Raw genomic sequence first — 21,043 nt, 5'->3', positions numbered from 1 at the left:
CCATTTCTATGTACTAATCTCTTAAATCCAATAGCGTAGCTAATTCTTCAGCATAATCTATAAATGCTACGGTTTCATCTGTTCTAGCCAATTTAATTTTATCAAAAATGACCAGTGCTTCCCCATTACTTTCTAAATGATAAATCTGGTGGTTTTCGAAAAAACGAATGAAATCATCTGTAAAAAATGACCGAATCTCAGACTCTTTATTTCCCATAATTAGAAATTTTTTGGAAAAATTTGGATACATCTTAAAATCAATATCTTTATATCCTGTATATGCCATTACTCGGTCAAATAATTTTTCTAATACCCCTTCTTTTTCCATGGTAAAAATGGGTATTTTTTTATTCAATTTTAAGACCATTAGGGTCGTATTAAACGTTTCAGCCGTAAAAGCCCCGCCTTCACTGAAAGTTACATCAGCAATTTCCCAAGAGATATCTGAATCTTTAAACTTTCCTTTTAAACAATTTGATTTGCGTTCGATAGGTCTAATTTCAAAAAAGTGAAATTTCTTTAAATATGTTGTATTCCAATCTACTTGACTCGTGTATTGATAATCTTTTTCGTTAGCTAAATTTTGTAATCGAATTTGTCTTGGAGATAATTTTACTACTTGATTATTTAAGGCAATTTTTAAAGCTCTATTATAGGTAGAGGACGAAACATGGGAATCCAGCCCTTTAATTATGACCTTGCCGCCGGTGTTGTTTTGTATCTTTAGGTAGTCTACTATATAATCCATATAGGTAATGCCTACTAAACGTGTTTCTGATAAATCAATATTAACATCTGCTCCAGAAGGAATTTGGGCCACCATTTTATCGATTTTTAAGATTCCTAAAAAGTTTGCAATCCCTTTAACGTTTATATCGTAACTGCCATCTGGTTTCTTAACCAAATTTGAACCCGAACGATAGACCATTTTAAAAAACTGAGGTATAGATACCTTTACCAAAAGCATATGACTCACCATTGCCAATAATAACCCACCAAGTAATCCAATTAATAAATTAGTGTAAAGTGTTAAAACCATTGTGCCAACAAAAAATATTAATTGCTCAATTCCTTGATTATAAATTTGTTTAAAAACGGCAGGCGAAGCTAATTTAAACCCAGTATAAACAAGTAAAATTGCAAAAGCACATAGCGGTACTTGCCTCATTATTGGGCTCAAAACCAGAATAAAAACTAACAATAAAAGTCCTTGATACATGTTGGACCACTTTGTCTTCGCACCATTATGAATATTGACCGTACTTCTAATAATCACAGCAATAATTGGAAGACCTCCAATTAGGCCAGCTACCATCGTACTCAATCCAATGCCCGTCAAATCTTTATTTAAATCCGTCTTTCGATGATATGGGTCAATTTTGTCAACCGCTTTCGCAATGGCTAATGATTCAATACTTGTAATGATTAAAATAGATACCACGGTTGTCCAGAATTCAAGGGTATTAATTTTGGAAAAATTAGGATGCATTATTGAATCCATAATATTATTGGGGATATCCAAAAGTAGATGAGGCCCTACTTCATATGCCTTCCCAAAAAAGGAAAGCGAATGCAGGTCAAAGAAATTGAAAGCATAAACAAACGGAATGGAAAGGGCAATAACCCACATTGGCGTAGGCAGAATATGGAAAAATCGGTTGCTAATTTTGGAATGAAACAATAATAAAAGTAAACCTACTAAAGCAATAATTACCACAAAAGGATTCGCTTGAGGTAGAAATTGAACCACATCAATAAGGTTTTGAACAATACTCGTACTATCTGAATGCGTGCCCAAAGCAACATGGATTTGTTTAGCAAAGATGATAATTCCGATGGCTGCTAGAATACCGTGAATTACAGAAGAATGGAATATATCTGCTAATCGACCTAATTTTAATAATCCCAATACTACTTGAATTGCACCCGAAACAACCACGGCTGCCAATACGTAATTAAAGGCTTGCCCAGAACCATCATCCATTAATACAATTCCCAAAAGTATGACAGCAATAACTCCTTTGGCAGGTCCGTTGACTGATATATGACCACCACGATAGAGCGTTGTTACAACGCCACCAACAATTGCCGAAATAATACCCGACATCGCAGGTGCACCCGCTGCCAAAGCAATACCCAATGAAAGAGGTAAGGCAATGAGTGAGACACTCACCGCTGCGATTAAATCACTTTGCCAATTTTCAATTAATCCCTTAAAACCTTTCTTTGGTGTAACTTCCATTAAGTAACTATCTGTGTTTATACTATATTTTGATTTTAAATATAAAACAATTCAATAGATAGTTTTCACAATTCTAAAATCATTTGAAATATGACCTAGTTTTACTTTTGAGAAATTTGAATTTAAATCGCTGATTTGTAACATAAAGTTGCATTAAAACTTTAGTGTTGATTTTATTTGTTGGCCAAAGTTATTTATGTCATCCAACTGTTTATAAATAAAAATTCGTCTATTTCTCCTTTCAGCCAACTAAATGTAAAATAGTGTAAAGGATTTATAAAGTATAAAAAACCTCTAATAATCTCCTTAGACTTTTTATTATCAATTAGTTCAAAGTTTGAATAATATTCTACAAAACTTTTGTCATAATGAGCTGAAAATTTATTTCTAATTTTTGGGATAATATTGTCATAATCGTAGGTTTTTTTAAAATCGGCTAATTCTCGGTTCAACATTTTAAAAAAGTCCTCGTATCTGTCTTTGTCCTCTTCTTTGATTAGTTTAAAAACCTGACCTTTGTATTTATAATATGTGTTTATTGTCTCGTATGCTATTAGATAAGCAAATTTGATATTATAGCTTTTTTCCCAGTCAGTTTTAGATCTTTTAAAATTTCGATATGTGCATAATAAGTCAATATAACTCGAAGTCACAAAGCAGTAGAACTCAATTTTAATCTTTTCATATCCGAGAGATTTAAATACATCTTTAAATTCGGGATTATCATAATTTTTCAAAGTATTGAATCCCCACTCCAATTCCTCTTCATAATTTTCAATTCTTTGGTCAATTTCTTTGAATGTGAACATTGGATTCTAATTGTGGCTAACGTTCTGTGTATGGTGCGTATCCCTTAGGGTATGGACTATACACCTTGTTTGCATTTCGTTATTTTTCTTCATTCAGAACTACTGTTTCAGTGTCAGAATCAATAGTTCTAAGATTTTTAAACAGTCCTCTAATGTCAACGGGTATGAAGTTTACCTTTTTTAAAGCTTTGAAAAGTGTTGTGAAATTAATCACTCGACTGGTGAATAGTTCATTGAAAACTTGATTCAATAAAGTCTTTCCTCTTCGATTTATCAGCCATAAAGGATATTGCAGTTCTATACCATTTGTAAATTCTACTGCAACAGTCTTAGTTTCTTCTGCTTCATCGAAATCATTAAAGTGTTTTTTGAGTAAGGGAAGCGATTTATTGAAGATTATATTACATATTTTTTGAAGCTCGACATTAGACATAGATTTTAACTTATACTCTTCACCCACGGTTAAACCGATATCTAAAAGTTCAATATGTTTTTCTTTATCCATTAAAGCGGCATAAAGGATAATTGGGTCAATTAGATAATTTTCAATACTATATCTGCTTATTAGGTGAATACCATCAGAAGTTTCATTTCCGCTGTCTTTGTCAATTACACCCTGTATTATATGTTCTAACCCTGAGTCTTGAAGTTTATTCACCCAATTTTGAACAACATCTTTTCCCCCTGATTTATCCTTAGTTGATGCTGGTATAAAAACTAATGGAATGCTTCCATCTATTACATCGTCTTTTGTTAAATTATCAAATAAGTATGAATAGAAAGTAGCATCATCTTTATCTTCGACTAGCATGTATCTAGTTCCTTCACCGACATAAACTAAACCAGCCGTTAATAATGATACAGTATGATTCTTTGAGTCAGATGGTTTAATTCTGGGATTTTCACGAGACATTTCAAATAATGAGTCGCTAGGAGTCAAAATTACGGTTGAAGGCGAATGAGTCGTCATTATCACTCTAACTCCAAACTTATCAACTAGTACGTTTTTTACAACATTAATAAATTGCTGAGACATTGTAGGATGGAGGTGAGCATCTGGCTCATCCATTAATAAAATTTTAGGGAAAATATTTTTTTCTTGGGAATTATAAAGATAAAATACTAAAGAGATAAGTACCTTTTCACCAGAAGAAAGGTCATTAAAATTTACAGGGTCTCCACTTACTTCGTTTATTGCTTTTAGCTGGAAACTGTCCCTAAATCCAAGTTCCGAAGGGTTGTTAAATGAAAATGGTAATTTGGATTCTTTAAGAATATCCTTTAAAACCAACCAAGGCTTTTCTCCGATTTTATTAATAATTTCTTCTTCTGTTTTCTGTTTAGCCTGAAGCTCAATTTCGGATAAACGATAGTTATAAAATACCTCCGCAATCTTTTGGCTAAGCTGAGGCTCTTGTTCTATTAGTATCTCAGGATATAATTCTATAAACTCTTCACGCGTTATTTCCTTTCTATTCGCCTTACCTGATTTTCGTTGTATTTCTTGAAAAGCGTAAAAAAGTTTTATTTGTTGTTCGTTATCATTCCTAACTTGATTCTGAATAAAATTACTGTATTTGTTGCCAATCTGTTGTTGAATACTAGAAAGGTTTATATCACCAGTATTGTTTAGTTGCCATTCACCTTTTAGAAACGTTATTTCATCTTGTTTGATATATTCATCCTCGAATTGGACTCTCTCAGATGTTCCTCTTTTATTAATTACTGTGTTATAGATTAATTCCAATAACTGTGTTTTTCCAGTCCCATTAGGTCCCGTAATAACAGAAAACATTGGAATATTCATCCAAGTGAAATCCGTGATTGATTTGTATTTGCCTGTGAATTTAATATTCATGCGCTATTTTTAATGAATGCCAACACGTCATAAAAACAGGTGTTAATGGTATCCCCCAAACCTAACCAAATAAAAACCAATTCACTAGGGGGAAAACACCCTGTTGCCTATTGTTTTCGTAAGAAAAGCTGGTCGTTGATGCCAATAGCTACAATACCCAAAGAAGCATTGTAATAGATCTGGCTATCTGAGTTATTACACAGCCAAACATTTCTAAACCCAATCCCTTGAAGAGTGATAGCATCCTTCAATACAAATTGAGTAATAGCATCAAAAAAAGGTCCTTCCGTGGCGCCTTGTGCCACAGGAATGGCTGCTTTTAAAGAACTATTGCCATGCGCTAGGTTGAGGTAGAGGGCTTCTTCGCGATTTTCATTGTCGAGGGTGATCTCTGGGTCTAGGTGCAGCAAGATATCGTCTCCTTGAAAGTAGCTTGCGCGATTTGGATATTCGTAATAAGCATATGCAGTGTAAGGCTTAATATTGATGCTTTGGCAGATATTATATGACTTGGCTTGTCTGTGTTTGGGGCTGTTGTACTCTTTTTTAACTAGGGTTAGGGTATCTGTGCTGCTAACAAAAACAAGGGTGTCGGTTTGCTGCTCCAAGTTCCAGGATTGAAAGGTCTCACTCAAGGCAATAATGCCTAGATTTTTGTTTTGGGCTGGGCCGCAGGAGAAACGGTTGTAGCAGCTGGAAAGGGTTAGTACTAACAGTAAAAAGACATGTGGTTTCATGCCGTTTCTATTTTTTAGATTGTACCTGCTTGTTAAAAGGCATGCCTAGTTGGGTGAGTATATTTTCATCGTCGGTGTGGTCTGCGATGTCTATGCCGTATTGTATCTGCTGCATGTCTCCATAGACAAAGGTGCCAAATAAATGATCCCAGACAGAAAACATATTGCCGTAGTTACTGTCGGTCCAAGGCAGCTCGAAATGATGATGAAACTTATGCATATTAGGCGTTACAATAACATAACTCAGGGCTTTGTCAAGACCGCCCGGTAATCTAAGATTGGCGTGGGTAAAATAAGTAAAGGCAACACTTAAAATGCGATAGAAAAAGTAAAAAGCAATGGGCATACCCATAATCACTACTGCCAACAAAGCAAAGCTCTCACGCAAGATAAAATCTAGCGGATGGTGCCGTGTTCCTGTACTGGCATCTACATGCTTGTCGCTATGGTGCACTAAGTGCAGTCTCCAAAAGGCAGGGACTTTATGTAGTAAAAAATGTACGCCATATTGGGCGATAAAATCCAATACCAAAACAGCCAAAAGCAACTCTAGCCATATTGGTGCTTCAAAAAGGTGTAGGAGTCCGAATTGTGTGGTCTCCAACCAACCAAAAACACCAACGGTTGCAATACCAAATACCGCATTAATCACCATCACAAATGTGAGCAGCACCATATTGGCTTTGGCGTGTTTCCATTTGTTATAGCCTAATTTAAAGAAGCTGTAATAACCTTCTAGTAACCAAAAAAATGCAAACGTTACAAATACCCAACCCGCCTTCATCCAGATGGGCATGGTTTCAAAGAAGTTTAAGAATTCTTGCATGAGTGTTAATGTTTTACTTTTTTTAAAGATAGGGAAATAAAGAGATATTGTTCTTTACACCCCTCTTGAGCTATGCTCGGTATTTTCAGTAAAATATATTTTACTTCAATAACCCTCAAGGGGAGAATCTTATTCTATTACATTTAATAGCTGTAATGCTCCTCCCCTTTGAAGGGGAGGTTGGGAGGGGATGTTATTATGTTAAGTTTAGGTTTCGACTGCGCTCAACCAGACAATGATTTGAGGCTTTATTATTTCAATATCTTCTTGTAACGCTTCTCATCATTCAACACTTCAATGGCGGCTTTGATTTCTGGGTTGTTCACAACTTGGTAATCGTATAATCCGTCTCTGTAGAAGTATTGTTTTAAAATTTCGTCTTTCAATAAAGAAACAATCTCTGCTTTTTTGTCGACTACTTTTTGATCCTTGGCGCGATCGATGGCAGCCATTAACGATTGATAGCTGCTTTCTATCTGGTCTTTTAGCTTATCGTCTTCGGCTTTACGAAGCGCTTCCTCAAATTCTTTCTCGGTTTGGGTTTCAAACTCAAAATTATTGTCCTTCAAAAATTTCAGAAAATCTTGGAAATCAGCTTCCGTAAAATTAAAATTTTCCCAACTCGTCAAGTCATTGCTATAACGGTATTTAGTGGCATAATCGAAAATAGCATTGTCTTTTAATAGGGCTGTGGTGATCGGACTAAACTTAGCCGTCTCCAACTCGATATCGGGTAAAATACCACCACCATCATACACCGTTCTACCGCCTTTGGTTTTAAACTTATTATATTCTTTTGGGTCGAGACGCACTGGGTCGCCGTTTTCGTCACGGTTCCAGTAGTCTAAGGCTTGGATACAACGTCCGCTAGGAGTGTAATAACGTGAAATAGTGACTTTAAGCTGTGTGCCGTAGGTGAGCTTTTTAGGGCGTTGTACGAGCCCTTTTCCAAAACTACGCGCACCTACAATTACAGCACGATCTAGATCTTGCAAACCACCCGAAACAATTTCGCTTGCCGAAGCACTTCTTCCATTCACCAATATGGTCAAAGGAATTTCGGTATCTACAGGCTCTTTTTTGGTTTTGTAGGTCTTGTTGTATTTTTCAATTACCGACTGTGTGGTGGTAATTACTTCGCCTTTTGGCACAAATAAGTTCACAATATTAATCGCTTCATTGAGCAAACCTCCTGGATTGCCACGAAGGTCTAAGATGAGTTTTTTAGCTCCTTGTAGTTTTAAATCTTCCAAGGCACTTTTGGTCTGTGTGGTTGTTTTTTTATTGAATTTACGCAGTACAATGTAACCTATATCGCCGTTAATTAATTTGTAATAAGGTACAGCATCTACTTCCACAGCACCACGTTCGATACTTGTTTTTTGTGTTTTTCCTTGACGTTTGTAGCTCACTGCTACACTAGAGCCTGCATTTCCTTTTAGCAAGTCACGCGGATCGCCTTCATAGCCTTCAATTTTAGTACCACCTACTTCGGTAATGATATCTCCCGCCTGCAAGCCCGCCTTGTCTGCAGGGTAGTCTTTAAAAGGCTCTGTTACGGTAAGCACCTTGTCTTTATAACGCAAACTCGCACCAATACCTGTATACACACCACTGTTTTTAATACGCGCATCTTCTACCGCCTGCTCGTTCCAATACACTGTGTACGGATCTAGATCTTCTAGCACGCCTTTAATAGCATTGTCCATAAGGGTTGCCGGTGTCACCTCATCCACATAATTCATGTTGAGTTCTTTATAGAGGGTGGTAAAAATTTCGAGTTGTTTGGCGATTTCAAAAAAATCGCTTTTAACAGCAGAGGTAAAACCTACCGTTCCAAAAAGGAGGATGGCAATGATGGGTATTAGAAGTTTCTTTTTCATAAGAAATGTATTTTATAGTGTGTGCCGAAATATGCTATGGATGTCTAATGTGTTAGAGACGCGAATTGCTTTCGGGTGTTTCAAAACTAAGTGATGTAGTTCGATGAGTTTGTACAAGCAAAATACGCATAAATCTGTAAAATGCCAATGTAGTTAGTTTTTGTTAACAGAAAGTTTGTATAAGGCTCCTTTTATAGCTTTTTCAATGCTTTTGTAGGGCAATGACTCTTTGCCAATGTAGATAAAAAGCAGACTGAATTTCTTGTCATTTTCATCTAACAAAGCTTCTTTCTGTAAGCGGTACCCTTCACGCATTAAGCGTTTGATTTGGTTTCTGGTCACGGCACGTTTAAAGTTCCGTTTGGGAACGGCAAATCCTGCTTGGGTATGGTCTTGATTGGTTGCAGGGAGATACAACAATTTCACAGGATATTTGGTCACAGCTTTTCCTTCCTCAAAAAGCTGCTTGATGGTTTTTCGGGATTTTAATTTTTCGTGCTTCGGAAATGTTAGCGCCAAGAAATTTGCTTTTTAATGAAGAATTCGTTTTGCGGGTAAAGATATAAAAGCTTTGTGAAGTCTTACTTTGTAATCAAGAAATAGATAAAAAACAAAACTCCAATTCCAAATATTAAAATTATGGATAGGTCTAAATAACCTATTACATAGTAGGTGTCATAAACGTTGAATACGTAAGATTTTTTTTGAAATAAAACACCTAGAACTAGCAGTAGTGTGGATATTGCAAGTACAATTTTAAACAACCTTATTCTCATACGTAAAAGTAGTAACAAAAAAAGACCTGCATGTTGTAGAAACAAAACAGGTCTTTGCCTTTTAAAATTTCCGAAGAAATACAAGAAACCCTACTTCAAGGCATTAATGATATCTTGATTTATTTTTATAAAGTCGTTGTTTTCTGCTTTTTCTGAAAGGCTAAGTGCCGCTTTGGCCACCTCCAACGCTTCTTTGTTTTTGTTTAAATCTTTTAATATTTGTGCTTCCCGAGTCACCACAAAAAACAATCGGTACTCTGCCGTAACTTTTTGTATGTATTCTAAAGCTCGTGGGAGTTCGGTGTTGTTTTCGTGGAGGAACACAGCTGCTTGAAAATAATCGTTCAAACTAGGTCCCGCCATAATACCATCAATAGCTTTTAGCGTTTGTGCAATAGTGCCCACTTGTATCGGAATTTGAACCTGCGTACGCTCCCAACTTAAAGTTAAATTTGCAGTTTCCATGGTAATGTCTGTACATCGAATCTCAAAAGTTTCGGTAAAAGGAACACTTTTAACAGGAACCATCATTGTAGTTAAAGGAGTCTGTTCTTGGTAGGTGGTCCAATCTTCACTATCATAGGAGTACCATTGTAGTTCCCATGAGGTGGCAGCAGGAACTGCAAGTAGGGTATAACTTCCTTTAGCAAGTTTTTTTGTAGCGATGGTAACCGAATCTGAAAAGGTAATTTTAGTAGCAGTATTAGCACCTACTCTCCAGGTTTGCCCGTAAGGCAAAAGTCCATTTTTGCTAAATATTTCACGGCCTTTTGCCCTAGGTCTTGAGTATTGTACCTCAACATCTGTAAGTCCGATGGTCTGCTTTAAAGTTGCCGACGGACTTAATGCTGGAGTTTCTAATTGTGCCACACTAGGAAGTGTTATAGCGCATACGATAAGGATGATCAATTTTTTCATAAGGATGTGTTTTGTTTGAAATAAGCAGATGGAGAAGACCCCATCAATTTTTTAAAAGAGGTGTTAAAAGTTGTTTTAGAATGAAACCCTGCTTGCTGCGCGAGCCCAAACAAGGTATATTGTTTTGCTTTGTCTGTTTGTGCTAGGGCGATAAACTCTTTAATGCGGTAATAGTTTACATATTCAAAGAAGTTCATGCCTATATTTTCATTGAGTAATCTGGCGAGTTCAGGATTGCTAATACCGACAATTTCTGCAAGCTCGGCTTTTAATAATTTATTGTTTAGATAGGGTTTTTTCTCAATCATTATTTGCTCTAGGTTAGCTTTTAGCTTTTCAAGGTCTGTGTGAGATAGTTTAGACTGAGCATATTTTTTATGCAGTGATTTTGGCACTACATTAAGCGCCTCCGGAACTACAATGCTATAATAGGTAATAAATAAAATCACCAAGGATAATAAAATCCAGATATAAGGTCTTGCAGTGCGTTCTATTTTATTAAGCCCAATAATACTAATTATATAGAGGGTAACCCAAACCAGTAAACACAGTCCTACAACCCAAAGAAATTGGAGTAAAAAGTGATAATTTAAACTGTATGATATTTCGTTTTTGAGCGTTTTGTTAAAGCGCCTCACAACCAATATTGCCATGATATAGTAACTTATATTTACAATAAGTCCCACAGCGTGACAGGTGTATATGGCTCTGTTTACTTCACCCGTTTCACCACGAGCAATAAGTATGGCATCGCTAGGGATCATAAAATAGAAAAGGATAAAAAGGCCATAGGCAATACCAGGCACATAATGTAATACATCTTGCTTGGTAAATTTTTTGCGCTCTAAGATAGTACGGGAAAATAAATAGACCGTAGGCCCAAATAAAAGCGCAGAAAACTCAGAGAGTGCAATCAATCTAAAGTTTTGGTCAAAGAAGCCTAGGTTATAAATCACTTTCCCTAATAAACCTACCGTGATTAACAGTACAAACACAGCGAGATACCCATTAATGAGTTTTCTTTTGCTGGGTGAAAAAGCATACAAAGCAAGCAGCAAAAGGCTTTGAAAAAAACCAAAATAAACTAATTGATCTAGGAGTGTTTGCATCTATGGTGTGTTTGTAAGCAAGTTAGTTAATTACAAATTGTTCTACGTTTTCTAACGTTTCATAATAGGCTAGAGGGTGTGAAGCAACAAAAGCTGCTAGGTCTTTTTTGCTGTTCCACTGTGTAATGATAATACTGTCGGGGCGGTATAGATATCCAGCGGGCGAGGTACCGTTTTCAAGCATAACAGTAATCTTTCCTCCTTGCTTTTTCACCTCTTGTTTCCATTCTTTTATTAGGGCAAGCGACTCTTTTTTGTTGCCTGTCCAAAATGAAGTGACCACGTTTAGGTTTTCTGGATCAATTGTAAAAGAAGTGTCTTCGGGCATTTTGAAATAAATAAGGTTAAAGTGGGTAAATAAGGTGTTTCGCTGTTGGTGAAAATCGGGCACTTCTGTTGTGATATTGTTTAAGAAACCCTCTCTTTTTTCAAGGCTTTCCCATTTTCCGAAAATAAACTGAGAAGGACTCGTGCCTCCCAAATAACGATGCTCAATAGAGAAACCTGGCTGTGGGCTGTAAGAGTATTTAAAGGCAACTGGAAAGGCAGTTTTTTTATAGCGCTCAAAAGCAACAGCAGGATCTGGCGCTGTAGAAAGTAAGAGAATATCTACTACTTCTCCCTTTTTAAAAGAAAGCGTTTGTGCACTTTTCTGTGAAAATGCTGTGCTACAATAGAAGAGCAGCAGCGCAATTTTTAGGATTGAATTTAAGTTCATAACATGGATTTTAAAATGATTTCCACAAATGAATACAGTCTTGTTGTATGGAGCAAGTTTTTTGGCGGAGTATGGGTTCGAATACAGTATTTGGCCACTATTTACTTGGCGTCACATAAAAAACCCTAGTTAGTATATTACTAACCAGGGTTTGATGTATAAAATTTCCGAAGAAAAAAGACGCTTACTTTACTTCATAAGTATTGTTGTCTCTGTTTACATCTGCCATAGTTTGCGATGCATCAATCTCAATTGTGGCAATTTTTTTACCATTGCTAATTTTTAAGGTATAGGTTGGATATGCCCAAGCCCAGTCACTCGATATGGTTCTTTTGAGCCCTTTTAAGTTCATTGGTTTTTCACCACGCATCATTTGCAACGGAATGTAAAACTGTTCTTTGGTGCCATCTGTATAGGTTACGTCTAGGTCTATAGGCATCCCCATAGCACCGATACGCTCTAGTTCAATGCCAGTTGTTGTTCCATCAGATGTGACATTTTTAATACCATAATCAATGGTTTTTGTAGTTTGTGTCCAGTCCATCAAGTACCAATCTAGTTCTAATCCAGATACCTTTTCTGCCACGCGAATAAAGTCGTTTGGTGTTGGATGTTTAAAGGCCCAGTCTTTAAAGTATTGTTTTAGGGTTTCGTTGAGGTTTTGTTTTCCGATAACATATCCTAATTGCGCTAAAAACACAGCCCCTTTACTGTAAGCCGTAATTCCATAAGCGCGATTGCTATCATACCTGTCTGCATGTGTGGTTTGTGGCTCCTCTTTACCACTATTGGCTAAGAAGATGTATCCTCTGTATGATCCATTATGCGGATTTGCAGCGCCTTCTTGGTTGATGTAGTTCATGGCTTCATCACTAATGTAAGAAGTAAATCCTTCATCCATCCATTCGTGTTTTCCTTCGTTGGTGGCTAATAAAAACTGAAACCAAGTATGTGCAAGTTCGTGTGCTGTCACTCCCATAAGGCTGCCAAACTTTCGGTTTCCAGTAATAAGCGTACACATTGCGTACTCCATACCACCATCTCCACCTTGAATTACAGAGTATTGCTTGTAAGGGTACTCGCCAATATTTTCGTTAAAATAGGTGAGCATTTCTGCTGTTTTTGGCTGTAGGTTTTTCCAGTTTTCTGAAATTTCCTTGTTGTTTTTGTAATAGAAATTTAAGGTCACTCCGTTAGCGCCTTGGTATTGTTCATGCACATAGTCTGTATCTGCAGCCCAAGTAAAGTCGTGTACATTTGGAGCTGTAAAATGCCAAGATTTTTTTCCTTTTCTTGCTTTCTTTACTTCTTTATAGTCGTTGTCTCCCATAATGTTTGAAGCGCTGTATCCAGTTCCAGCAACAGTGTAGTCTTTATCGATATTAATTGTTACATCAAAATCTCCCCATGGGCTGTGAAATTCACGACCAATATATGGATCTGCATGCCAGCCTTGGAAATCGTATTCGGCCATTTTTGGGTACCATTGTGTCATTGAAAAACGAACCCCTTCGGCGTTATCACGACCACTACGACGCACTTGTAGTGGAATTTGTGCATCCCACTCCATTTCAAAAGTGCTTTTAGCACCTGGTTGAATTGGCGTGTTTAAGGTAACTTCTAGAATGGTTCCTACTACTTCGTAGTTTAACTTTTTACCATCTTGGGTTAATTTTGTTGGCTTGATGTATCCAATTTGATCTGGGGTAAGTTTAGAAATTCTATCACCTACTCTTCGGTCTGGATCTTCAATAGTTAATGAACGCACATCCATTTCGCTGCCTGGTTGAAAGGCATTAAAGTATAAATGATAAAATACTTTGTTTAGTACATCTGGAGAGTTGTTGGTATAGACCAATGTTTGTTCTCCTTCGTATTGGTTGTTGTCTGCATCTACATCAATTTCCATGGTATAGTCTACGTGTTGTTGCCAATACGACGTATTGTTTTGTGCCATCACATTTCCGAAGAAACAAAGCAAAAGCGAGAATTTTAAAAGTGTTTTCATAAATATAAAGCTATGTTCTTATAAAATTTCGGCTACACATTTCCGCAGAAAAGGCAGCCGAAAATAGGGTTTTGTATTTTTGGTATTACATTTTTGATGCCATAATAAAGGCATTGTACATATTTACCATTCTTCCAGAAGAGGAAACCTCACCAAAGTTCTTTTGGTTTGAAGGATCTCCACCTAGTACCACAGGAGTTTTAACAGCTAGTCCACTATCCATTAATACTTGTTTTACCTGCTTTGCAGAAAGTTTAGGATAGTACGAACGAATCATGGCTGCAACACCTGCTACATTTGGCGCTGCCATAGAGGTACCTTGTAAATACTCATAGGTATTTAAAGGTGTTGTTGCCCAAATTTTTACACCAGGACCAAATACATCTACGTTTACTTTTCCGTAGTTTGAGAAGTTTGCAACTAAGTCACTTCCGTACTTATAGTTTAAGGCTCCAACCGTTAAGAAAGTGTCTCCAACCTCTGCACCAACACCTACTTGATCGTTTGGATACACTTGGGTTCCGTCAAGGTCGATCCCTTCGTTTCCTGCTGCATTTACAATAAGCACATCTTTCTGACTTGCATATTTTATTGCATCCCAAACCCATTCTGGATGTGTAGAATAGTATTTTCCAAAACTAGTGTTAATTACTTTAGCTCCATTGTCTACCGCATAACGAATAGCATTTGCAATGTCTTTATCATACTCATCACCATCTGGAACGGCACGTACTGCCATGATTTGCACGTTTTGAGCAACTCCATTCATTCCAGTTTTGTTTTTTCGCTGTGCTGCAATAATTCCAGCTACGTGTGTTCCGTGCTTAGCATCTTCTTTCTTTGGGTCTGGACCATCTACGTCATTGTTTCCATAATACGGATTAGAGTTATCATCTGGATTGTCTCCAAGAGCGGCTCTAAAATCGGTGCTTGTATTGAAATGAGAATCTAATCTTCCTTGGAAATAATCTACTCCACCTTGCACTTGCTTGATAAAACTAGGAATGTCATCATCGTAGTTAAGCATTTGCGTTAGCATTCCAATTTGTTGTTTTTCTGCATCTGTTGGATTTTCGATACCTGCTAAATCTGCTTTGCTATAGTCTTCTTTGCCTAATTTTTTAGACATCGCAGCGTGTGCTGGCTTTAACTGTTCTAAAATGCCTTTGTATTGCGTAACACTTGCTGTAGTTTGCTGTAATTCTTTGCTAAATTCTGCATTTGCTTTTTGGTATAGCGCAAATTCTTCACGGTCTGCTGCACTAATAGCACTTTCGGTTTTCCCTTCGTATTTAGGACCAAGTTTGCGAACAATACGAACATACTCCATATTTTCTTGAACGATATCTCCTAAAAAGTTCCATCCATGAATATCATCTACATAGCCATTTTTATCATCGTCTTTGTTGTTCCCTGGAATTTCTTTTGTGTTGGTCCAAAGTACATTTTTAAGATCTTCATGTTCTATGTCAATTCCACTATCGACTACAGCAACGATAACCGTAGCTCCTTTTTTGTCTTTGATAATTTCTCTGTAGGTTCTATCGACTCCCATTCCAGGAATGGTATCTTGTTCTAAATCCTTAGCGCTCCATGATTTTAATTGCCCTTCGGTTAAAGGAGTTACTTTTAAAGGCATGGAATCTATATTCTCTATAGGAGTAGAAATAATTGGGGCAGAAGTAGATCCGCATCCAACCAAAATGGCTGCGGCTGCACTAATAAAAAATGTGTGTCTGATAATTTTCATAGGGTTTTTTAATTAAATAATTCTTGAAAGGTAAATACTTCATTAAGTCGTACACCTTTTTCTGTATGTTTAACGGTAATAATTTGATTGTGAGCGTCGTGTTCCAAAAATAAATAATAATTATGGTCTGCGGCGGCATTTAAAAACTTTTCTTTTTCGGGCAAGGTTAGTAGGGGTCTGGTATCATACCCCATAACAAAAGGCAAAGGAAGATGACCAGCGGTAGGTAGCAAGTCTGCCATAAAAACGATGGTTTTTTCTTGGTGATGCAACACAGGAAGCATTTGCTTTTCGGTGTGACCGTCGGCAAAAAAGATTCCAAAATCTAAAGGGGTTTTTTCTGAAAAATCCTGTACTGCATTGATGTTAGAGAAACTACTTGTGGGTCCATCTACAAAACGAAGTTGCCCACTTTCTTGCATGGGTAAGATATTCTCAGTTAAAAAGGAAGCCTTTTCTCTTCGGTTGGGTTTGGTGGCCCAGTTCCAATGGTTTTGATTGCTCCAGAAGTTTGCATTTTTGAAAGCGGGTTCGTATCCAGTTCTATCTTTGTTCCATTGTACACTTCCTCCACAGTGATCAAAATGAAGGTGTGTCATAAAAACATCGGTAATATCATCTCTGTGAAAACCTGCTTTTTTTAGAGATTTGTCTAAAGAATGATCTCCCCATTGATGGTAATATCCAAAGAATTTTTCACTTTGTTTATCACCCATTCCTGTGTCTATTAGGGTAAGTCTATTCCCATTTTCTAACAGCAAACACCGTGCGGCAATATCAATCATGTTATTGTTGTCTGCAGGATTGGTTCGTGTCCATAAAGTTTTAGGAACTACGCCAAACATGGCTCCGCCATCTAGTTTAAAATTTCCGGCTTCTATAGGGTGTAACATCATAAGGGTGCAAAATACAAAAAGACGTGGGATTGCTGAAGTGCCTTATGTTTTTATTAAGAAATGAGAATGACATTAACCTAACAGAAGTGCAGCAAAAAGTATAAAATGCGTTAAAAGTTTTAACAGCTCGTAGGTTCTTTCTAATTTGCAGGGAAATACGCACCTATGTTAGAACTCGCCGGAATCATCATTTTAGGAATTTTTGCACAATGGATTGCTTGGAAATTTAAAATTCCAGCCATTTTACCACTTATTTTAATTGGGTTGGCGGTTGGACCTTTATCTACCTTTTATTCTGAAGATGGAACCCAGTGGATACAACCTATATGGAATAGTCAAAAAGGGTTTTTTCCAGGCGAAAGTTTATTTTATTTTGTTTCTCTAGCCATAGGAATTATACTTTTTGAGGGTGGCCTAACCCTAAAAATGGGAGAAATAAAAAAAGTAGGAGGCGTTATTGGAAAATTAATTAGTTTAGGGTCTATTGTTACTTTTTTTGGTGCAGGTCTCGCAGCACATTATTTTTTTGGTCTAGATTGGCAAATAGCATTTCTATTTTCTGGATTAATCATTGTTACAGGGCCTACAGTAATTACGCCAATTTTAAGAAATATTCCTTTGCGAAAAGACATCTCTGCCGTACTAAAATGGGAAGGAATATTAATTGACCCCATTGGAGCCTTGGTGGCAGTTTTGGTTTTTGGATTTATTAGTGTAAATGTTCCCGTTGAAGGACTTGAGCAAGCAGTTACAGATAGCCACGGTTCGGGGGGAAGTTATACCAAACATGCGCTGTTAGAGTTTGGGAAAATTATTGTAATTGGTTTTGCTTTTGGTCTTGCAGGAGGCTTTGCGATGTATCATGCGGTAAAAAGAAAAGTAATTCCGCATTACCTTTTAAATGTTGCATCCTTGTCTATGGTGTTGCTCATTTTTGTGTTGAGCGATTTGTTTGCACATGAGTCTGGATTATTAGCTGTTGTGGTTATGGGAATGTACCTAGGAAATAGTGATTTACCCAACCTTAAAGAGCTGTTGTATTTTAAAGAGTCATTGAGTGTATTGCTTATTTCTATCCTGTTTATTTTACTTTCAGCAAATATTAGTATTGAAGATCTGTTGCTAATTTACAATTGGAAAACAGCAATATTATTTGCGATAGTCATTTTTGTTGTAAGACCACTTGGGGTGTTTTTAAGCACCATAAACTCTGACCTCAATACAAATGAGAAGTTGTTTATTAGTTGGGTAGGCCCAAGAGGTATTGTTGCCGCAGGTATTGCCTCTCTTTTTGGAACAAAACTAGTAGAGCTTGGAGTCCCTGGAGCAGAGTATATTACACCACTTGTATTTGGATTGGTATTAGTAACCGTTTTGTTAAATGCAACTACCGCTAGAATGGTCGCTTCTTTGCTAGGAGTGTTCTTAAAAAAGAGCGAAGGAATTATGATTGTAGGAGGATCTAGAGTTTCTCGCTTAATCGCTGCCTACCTTCAAAAAAACAATCGACATGTGGTATTAGTAGATAGTAATAGAGCCAATATAGAAAAAGCACTAGAATTAGGGTTAGATGCTATTTCTGCCAATATTTATAAAGATGATTTGAGTGATAACATTGAACTGAGTGATGTTGGTTTTTTATTAGCAATGACAGGAAATGATGCTATTAATCGAGAGGCTATGGAAAAATTTGGAAACAATTTTGGAGAAAACGGAATGTTTCGATTAATAAGTGCTCAGGAACTAAAAGATGGTGCTATCATGGAGAATGATGTTTTTAGTACCACACATGATTACATTGGTTTTTCAAGAGTAGCTCAAGAATTTCCATCGATTCAAGAAGTAGAAATATCTAATCAAGAAATGTTTGAGACAGTGATGGATTTAATGAATAAAAACAATGATGCAATTCCTATTCTATTGAAAACTAAAGAAGGTGATATAAGACTTTTAGATAATTTTGTGAACGCATCCATAGAGGAGAGAACTATATTGGCCTATTTAGGAAAACCAATGGATTTTGAAGACGTTCTTACAGCCAAGATTGAAGCTTCACCCGAACATTAAAATATTCCCTCTTTTCTTTCGTTTTCAATGCAGAAAAAGTTGTTTATGAACTATTATTTCCTTTTTGCTGTTGCAATACTTATAAGTCTCACTTCCTGCGGAGATGATGACGATAGATCTTGTGTGACCTGTAACTCTACTCAAACCATAGCATTTACTGTATGTGAAGAAAGCAATGGAAATGCTTCCGTAAATGGAGAAGACACCAATACCTCTTATAGTGTATACATTCAAGACTTGCAAGCAGCAGGCGCTACCTGTGGAGAGTAAAACTTCGATACATTGCAGCCAACAACCATTGTTTTGTGGTATATTTGAAACACAACATAAAACAAACAATATGAAAAAAGTACTTTTCGCAGCAGCCTTTGCTGCATTCGCATTCACTTCTTGTGGAAGTGACGATGATGGTGGAACAACAGATTGTGTAACAGCAACTGCAAACCTAACAGCCGCAGCACAAGCATATTCTCAAGATCCGTCAACTGCAAACTGTGAATCTTACAGATCTTCTTTATTGACTTACATTAATAGTGGATGTGCTGGTTCTAACCAAACAAGTTCACAAGCAATTTTAGATGCATTACCATGTAACTAGAATGTTTGAAAAATATATAAAAAGGCGCTCATCTGAGCGCCTTTTTTTAATCGTTTAGTTTTAATACAGCCATAAATGCTTCTTGTGGAATTTCTACATTTCCAACTTGGCGCATACGTTTCTTCCCTTTTTTCTGCTTCTCAAGTAATTTACGCTTTCGAGAAATATCTCCTCCATAACATTTTGCTGTAACATCTTTACGCAAGGCTTTTACCGTTTCACGAGAAATAATTTTAGCACCAATAGCTGCTTGTATTGGAATGTCAAATTGTTGTCTTGGGATAAGTTGACGTAATTTCTCACACATTTTCTTACCTATATCATAAGCATTGTCTTGATGTAATAATGCAGACAAGGCATCTACAATATTACCGTTTAATAAGACATCTACCTTTACTAGTTTAGACTCACGCATTCCAATAGGGGCATAGTCAAAAGAAGCATATCCTTTTGAGACTGTTTTTAACCTATCGTAAAAATCAAATACAATTTCTGCCAAAGGCATGTCAAAGGTTAACTCGACACGCTCTGTGGTTAAATAGGTTTGGTTGGTAATTTGTCCGCGTTTTTCAATACACAAAGACATTACGGGTCCTACAAAATCTGATTTGGTAATAATGGTAGCCTTAATGTAAGGTTCTTCCATACGGTTTAGCCTAGAAGGATCAGGTAAATCACTTGGATTGTTTACCAAAATAAGCTCGTCTGGTTCTCTATTGGTATAGGCGTTATAAGATACATTAGGAACCGTAGTAATAACGGTCATATTAAATTCACGTTCCAATCGTTCCTGGATAATTTCAAGGTGTAGCATTCCTAAGAATCCACATCTAAAACCAAATCCTAAGGCTGCAGAGCTTTCTGGAACAAAGACTAAAGAAGCATCATTAAGCTGTAGTTTTTCCATAGAAGCACGCAATTCTTCATAGTCTTCAGTGTCTACAGGGTAAATTCCAGCAAATACCATAGGTTTTACATCCTCAAACCCTTCAATCATATTGGTAGTTGGCGATTTAGCATCGGTAATGGTATCACCTACTTTTACTTCTTTTGCTTCTTTAATACCTGTAATAAGGTAGCCCACATCTCCAGTAGAAATGACTTTTTTAGGAGTTTGCGTTAAATTTAGCGTTCCAACTTCATCGGCATAGTAGGTTTTGCCAGTGGCCATAAACTTTATGTGTTGTCCCTTTGTAATTTCTCCGTTTAAGATTCTAAAATAAGTTTCAACACCTCTAAATGGGTTGTACACCGAATCAAAAATAAGTGCTTGCAACGATTCATCTTTAGACCCTTTTGGCGCAGGAACGCGCTCAATAATGGCTTCTAATATTTCAGTAATACCAATACCTGTTTTGGCACTGGCAGGAATTACCTCTTCGGCATCACAACCTAATAGGTCTACAATATCATCGGTTACTTCTTCTGGATTTGCAGAAGGTAAATCTACTTTATTTAGCACTGGGATGATTTCTAAATCATTCTCTAAGGCAAGATACAAGTTAGAAATGGTTTGTGCCTGGATACTTTGCGCAGCATCAACAACGAGTAAAGCACCCTCGCAGGCAGCGATAGATCTTGATACTTCATAAGAGAAATCTACATGGCCAGGCGTGTCAATTAAATTTAAAACATACTCCTCACCTTTGTAGGTGTAATTCATTTGGATGGCGTGACTTTTAATGGTAATACCACGTTCACGTTCCAGGTCCATGTTATCAAGTAATTGTGCTTGAGATTCACGTTCTGTAACCGCACCTGTGGCGCCTAGTAATCTATCTGCCAAGGTACTTTTACCGTGATCAATATGGGCAATAATGCAAAAATTGCGAATGTTCTTCATGTAGC

17 protein-coding genes are annotated in these 21,043 nt (G+C 36.9%); 3 read left to right on the top strand and 14 right to left on the bottom strand.

Annotated elements, in window-relative coordinates:
* Positions 1-13: 13 nt before the first annotated feature.
* The 13 genes from ACY2RS_RS05485 to ACY2RS_RS05425 all read right to left on the bottom strand — a co-directional run bounded on the left by ACY2RS_RS05485 (position 14) and on the right by ACY2RS_RS05425 (position 16,530).
* On the bottom strand, positions 14-2,242 hold the full coding sequence (locus tag ACY2RS_RS05485; protein WP_490097616.1) for a SulP family inorganic anion transporter: 2,229 nt from the start codon (positions 2,240-2,242) through the stop codon (positions 14-16).
* A gap of 194 nt (positions 2,243-2,436) precedes the next feature.
* Entirely contained in the window at positions 2,437-3,051 is a 615-nt protein-coding gene (locus ACY2RS_RS05480) for a hypothetical protein (RefSeq protein ID WP_490097615.1), read from the bottom strand.
* Positions 3,052-3,130: 79 nt separating this feature from the next.
* Positions 3,131-4,909 carry an AAA family ATPase gene (locus ACY2RS_RS05475; RefSeq protein WP_490097614.1) on the bottom strand — a complete coding sequence of 593 codons (1,779 nt, stop codon included), beginning with the start codon at positions 4,907-4,909 and terminating at the stop codon, positions 3,131-3,133.
* Between the two features lie 107 nt (positions 4,910-5,016).
* The gene (locus ACY2RS_RS05470; RefSeq protein ID WP_490097613.1) at positions 5,017-5,646 is read right to left on the bottom strand and encodes a hypothetical protein; all 630 of its coding nucleotides are present in this window, start codon (positions 5,644-5,646) and stop codon (positions 5,017-5,019) included.
* Between the two features lie 7 nt (positions 5,647-5,653).
* On the bottom strand, positions 5,654-6,472 hold the full coding sequence (locus ACY2RS_RS05465) for a sterol desaturase family protein (RefSeq protein ID WP_490097612.1): 819 nt from the start codon (positions 6,470-6,472) through the stop codon (positions 5,654-5,656).
* Between the two features lie 251 nt (positions 6,473-6,723).
* Entirely contained in the window at positions 6,724-8,355 is a 1,632-nt protein-coding gene (locus tag ACY2RS_RS05460) for a S41 family peptidase (RefSeq protein WP_490097611.1), read from the bottom strand.
* 153 nt (positions 8,356-8,508) lie between these two features.
* Entirely contained in the window at positions 8,509-8,874 is a 366-nt protein-coding gene (gene rnpA, locus ACY2RS_RS05455; RefSeq protein ID WP_490097610.1) for a ribonuclease P protein component, read from the bottom strand.
* Between the two features lie 347 nt (positions 8,875-9,221).
* The gene (locus tag ACY2RS_RS05450) at positions 9,222-10,049 is read right to left on the bottom strand and encodes a DUF2911 domain-containing protein (RefSeq protein ID WP_490097609.1); all 828 of its coding nucleotides are present in this window, start codon (positions 10,047-10,049) and stop codon (positions 9,222-9,224) included.
* A complete protein-coding gene (locus tag ACY2RS_RS05445) occupies positions 10,046-11,158 on the bottom strand; it encodes a helix-turn-helix domain-containing protein (RefSeq protein ID WP_490097608.1) in 1,113 nt (370 codons plus the stop codon). Before ACY2RS_RS05445 ends, ACY2RS_RS05450 begins: the two co-directional genes overlap by 4 nt.
* Positions 11,159-11,180: 22 nt before the next feature.
* A complete protein-coding gene (locus tag ACY2RS_RS05440) occupies positions 11,181-11,876 on the bottom strand; it encodes a hypothetical protein (protein WP_490097607.1) in 696 nt (231 codons plus the stop codon).
* Between the two features lie 184 nt (positions 11,877-12,060).
* Positions 12,061-13,884 (bottom strand): M1 family metallopeptidase, encoded by a 1,824-nt coding sequence (locus tag ACY2RS_RS05435; RefSeq protein ID WP_490097606.1) that lies wholly within the window; start codon positions 13,882-13,884, stop codon positions 12,061-12,063.
* 85 nt (positions 13,885-13,969) lie between these two features.
* The gene (locus ACY2RS_RS05430) at positions 13,970-15,634 is read right to left on the bottom strand and encodes a S8 family peptidase (protein ID WP_490097605.1); all 1,665 of its coding nucleotides are present in this window, start codon (positions 15,632-15,634) and stop codon (positions 13,970-13,972) included.
* A gap of 8 nt (positions 15,635-15,642) precedes the next feature.
* The gene (locus ACY2RS_RS05425; protein WP_490097604.1) at positions 15,643-16,530 is read right to left on the bottom strand and encodes an MBL fold metallo-hydrolase; all 888 of its coding nucleotides are present in this window, start codon (positions 16,528-16,530) and stop codon (positions 15,643-15,645) included.
* A gap of 165 nt (positions 16,531-16,695) precedes the next feature.
* Here ACY2RS_RS05425 and ACY2RS_RS05420 point away from each other — a divergent pair, with 165 nt between their 5' ends.
* From ACY2RS_RS05420 to ACY2RS_RS05410, 3 genes are all read left to right on the top strand, one after another.
* Complete coding sequence (locus ACY2RS_RS05420) at positions 16,696-18,597, top strand: cation:proton antiporter (RefSeq protein ID WP_490097603.1); 1,902 nt, start codon at positions 16,696-16,698, stop codon at positions 18,595-18,597.
* A gap of 45 nt (positions 18,598-18,642) precedes the next feature.
* Positions 18,643-18,867, top strand: a complete 225-nt coding sequence (locus tag ACY2RS_RS05415; protein ID WP_490097602.1) for a hypothetical protein — start codon at positions 18,643-18,645, stop codon at positions 18,865-18,867.
* A 70-nt stretch (positions 18,868-18,937) separates the two neighbouring features.
* Positions 18,938-19,195, top strand: a complete 258-nt coding sequence (locus tag ACY2RS_RS05410) for a hypothetical protein (RefSeq protein ID WP_490097601.1) — start codon at positions 18,938-18,940, stop codon at positions 19,193-19,195.
* A 46-nt stretch (positions 19,196-19,241) separates the two neighbouring features.
* On the opposite strand, the gene lepA is transcribed toward ACY2RS_RS05410, so the two are convergent.
* A complete protein-coding gene (gene lepA / locus ACY2RS_RS05405; protein ID WP_490097600.1) occupies positions 19,242-21,038 on the bottom strand; it encodes a translation elongation factor 4 in 1,797 nt (598 codons plus the stop codon).
* Positions 21,039-21,043 lie beyond the last annotated feature (5 nt).

Source organism: Patiriisocius sp. 208BN25-11, assembly GCF_058147145.1.
This window is presented reverse-complemented; position numbering and strand designations above follow the sequence as displayed.

Excerpts from the sequence above, each read along its gene's own strand:
- ACY2RS_RS05485 (WP_490097616.1), bottom strand. The coding sequence starts at position 2,242 with ATGGAAGTTACACCAAAGAAAGGTTTTAAGGGATTAATTGAAAATTGG.
- ACY2RS_RS05480 (WP_490097615.1), bottom strand. The coding sequence starts at position 3,051 with ATGTTCACATTCAAAGAAATTGACCAAAGAATTGAAAATTATGAAGAG.
- ACY2RS_RS05475 (WP_490097614.1), bottom strand. The coding sequence starts at position 4,909 with ATGAATATTAAATTCACAGGCAAATACAAATCAATCACGGATTTCACT.
- ACY2RS_RS05470 (WP_490097613.1), bottom strand. The coding sequence starts at position 5,646 with ATGAAACCACATGTCTTTTTACTGTTAGTACTAACCCTTTCCAGCTGC.
- ACY2RS_RS05465 (WP_490097612.1), bottom strand. The coding sequence starts at position 6,472 with ATGCAAGAATTCTTAAACTTCTTTGAAACCATGCCCATCTGGATGAAG.
- ACY2RS_RS05460 (WP_490097611.1), bottom strand. The coding sequence starts at position 8,355 with ATGAAAAAGAAACTTCTAATACCCATCATTGCCATCCTCCTTTTTGGA.
- ACY2RS_RS05450 (WP_490097609.1), bottom strand. The coding sequence starts at position 10,049 with ATGAAAAAATTGATCATCCTTATCGTATGCGCTATAACACTTCCTAGT.
- ACY2RS_RS05445 (WP_490097608.1), bottom strand. The coding sequence starts at position 11,158 with ATGCAAACACTCCTAGATCAATTAGTTTATTTTGGTTTTTTTCAAAGC.
- ACY2RS_RS05440 (WP_490097607.1), bottom strand. The coding sequence starts at position 11,876 with ATGAACTTAAATTCAATCCTAAAAATTGCGCTGCTGCTCTTCTATTGT.
- ACY2RS_RS05435 (WP_490097606.1), bottom strand. The coding sequence starts at position 13,884 with ATGAAAACACTTTTAAAATTCTCGCTTTTGCTTTGTTTCTTCGGAAAT.
- ACY2RS_RS05430 (WP_490097605.1), bottom strand. The coding sequence starts at position 15,634 with ATGAAAATTATCAGACACACATTTTTTATTAGTGCAGCCGCAGCCATT.
- ACY2RS_RS05425 (WP_490097604.1), bottom strand. The coding sequence starts at position 16,530 with ATGATGTTACACCCTATAGAAGCCGGAAATTTTAAACTAGATGGCGGA.
- ACY2RS_RS05420 (WP_490097603.1), top strand. The coding sequence starts at position 16,696 with ATGTTAGAACTCGCCGGAATCATCATTTTAGGAATTTTTGCACAATGG.
- ACY2RS_RS05415 (WP_490097602.1), top strand. The coding sequence starts at position 18,643 with ATGAACTATTATTTCCTTTTTGCTGTTGCAATACTTATAAGTCTCACT.
- ACY2RS_RS05410 (WP_490097601.1), top strand. The coding sequence starts at position 18,938 with ATGAAAAAAGTACTTTTCGCAGCAGCCTTTGCTGCATTCGCATTCACT.
- lepA (WP_490097600.1), bottom strand. The coding sequence starts at position 21,038 with ATGAAGAACATTCGCAATTTTTGCATTATTGCCCATATTGATCACGGT.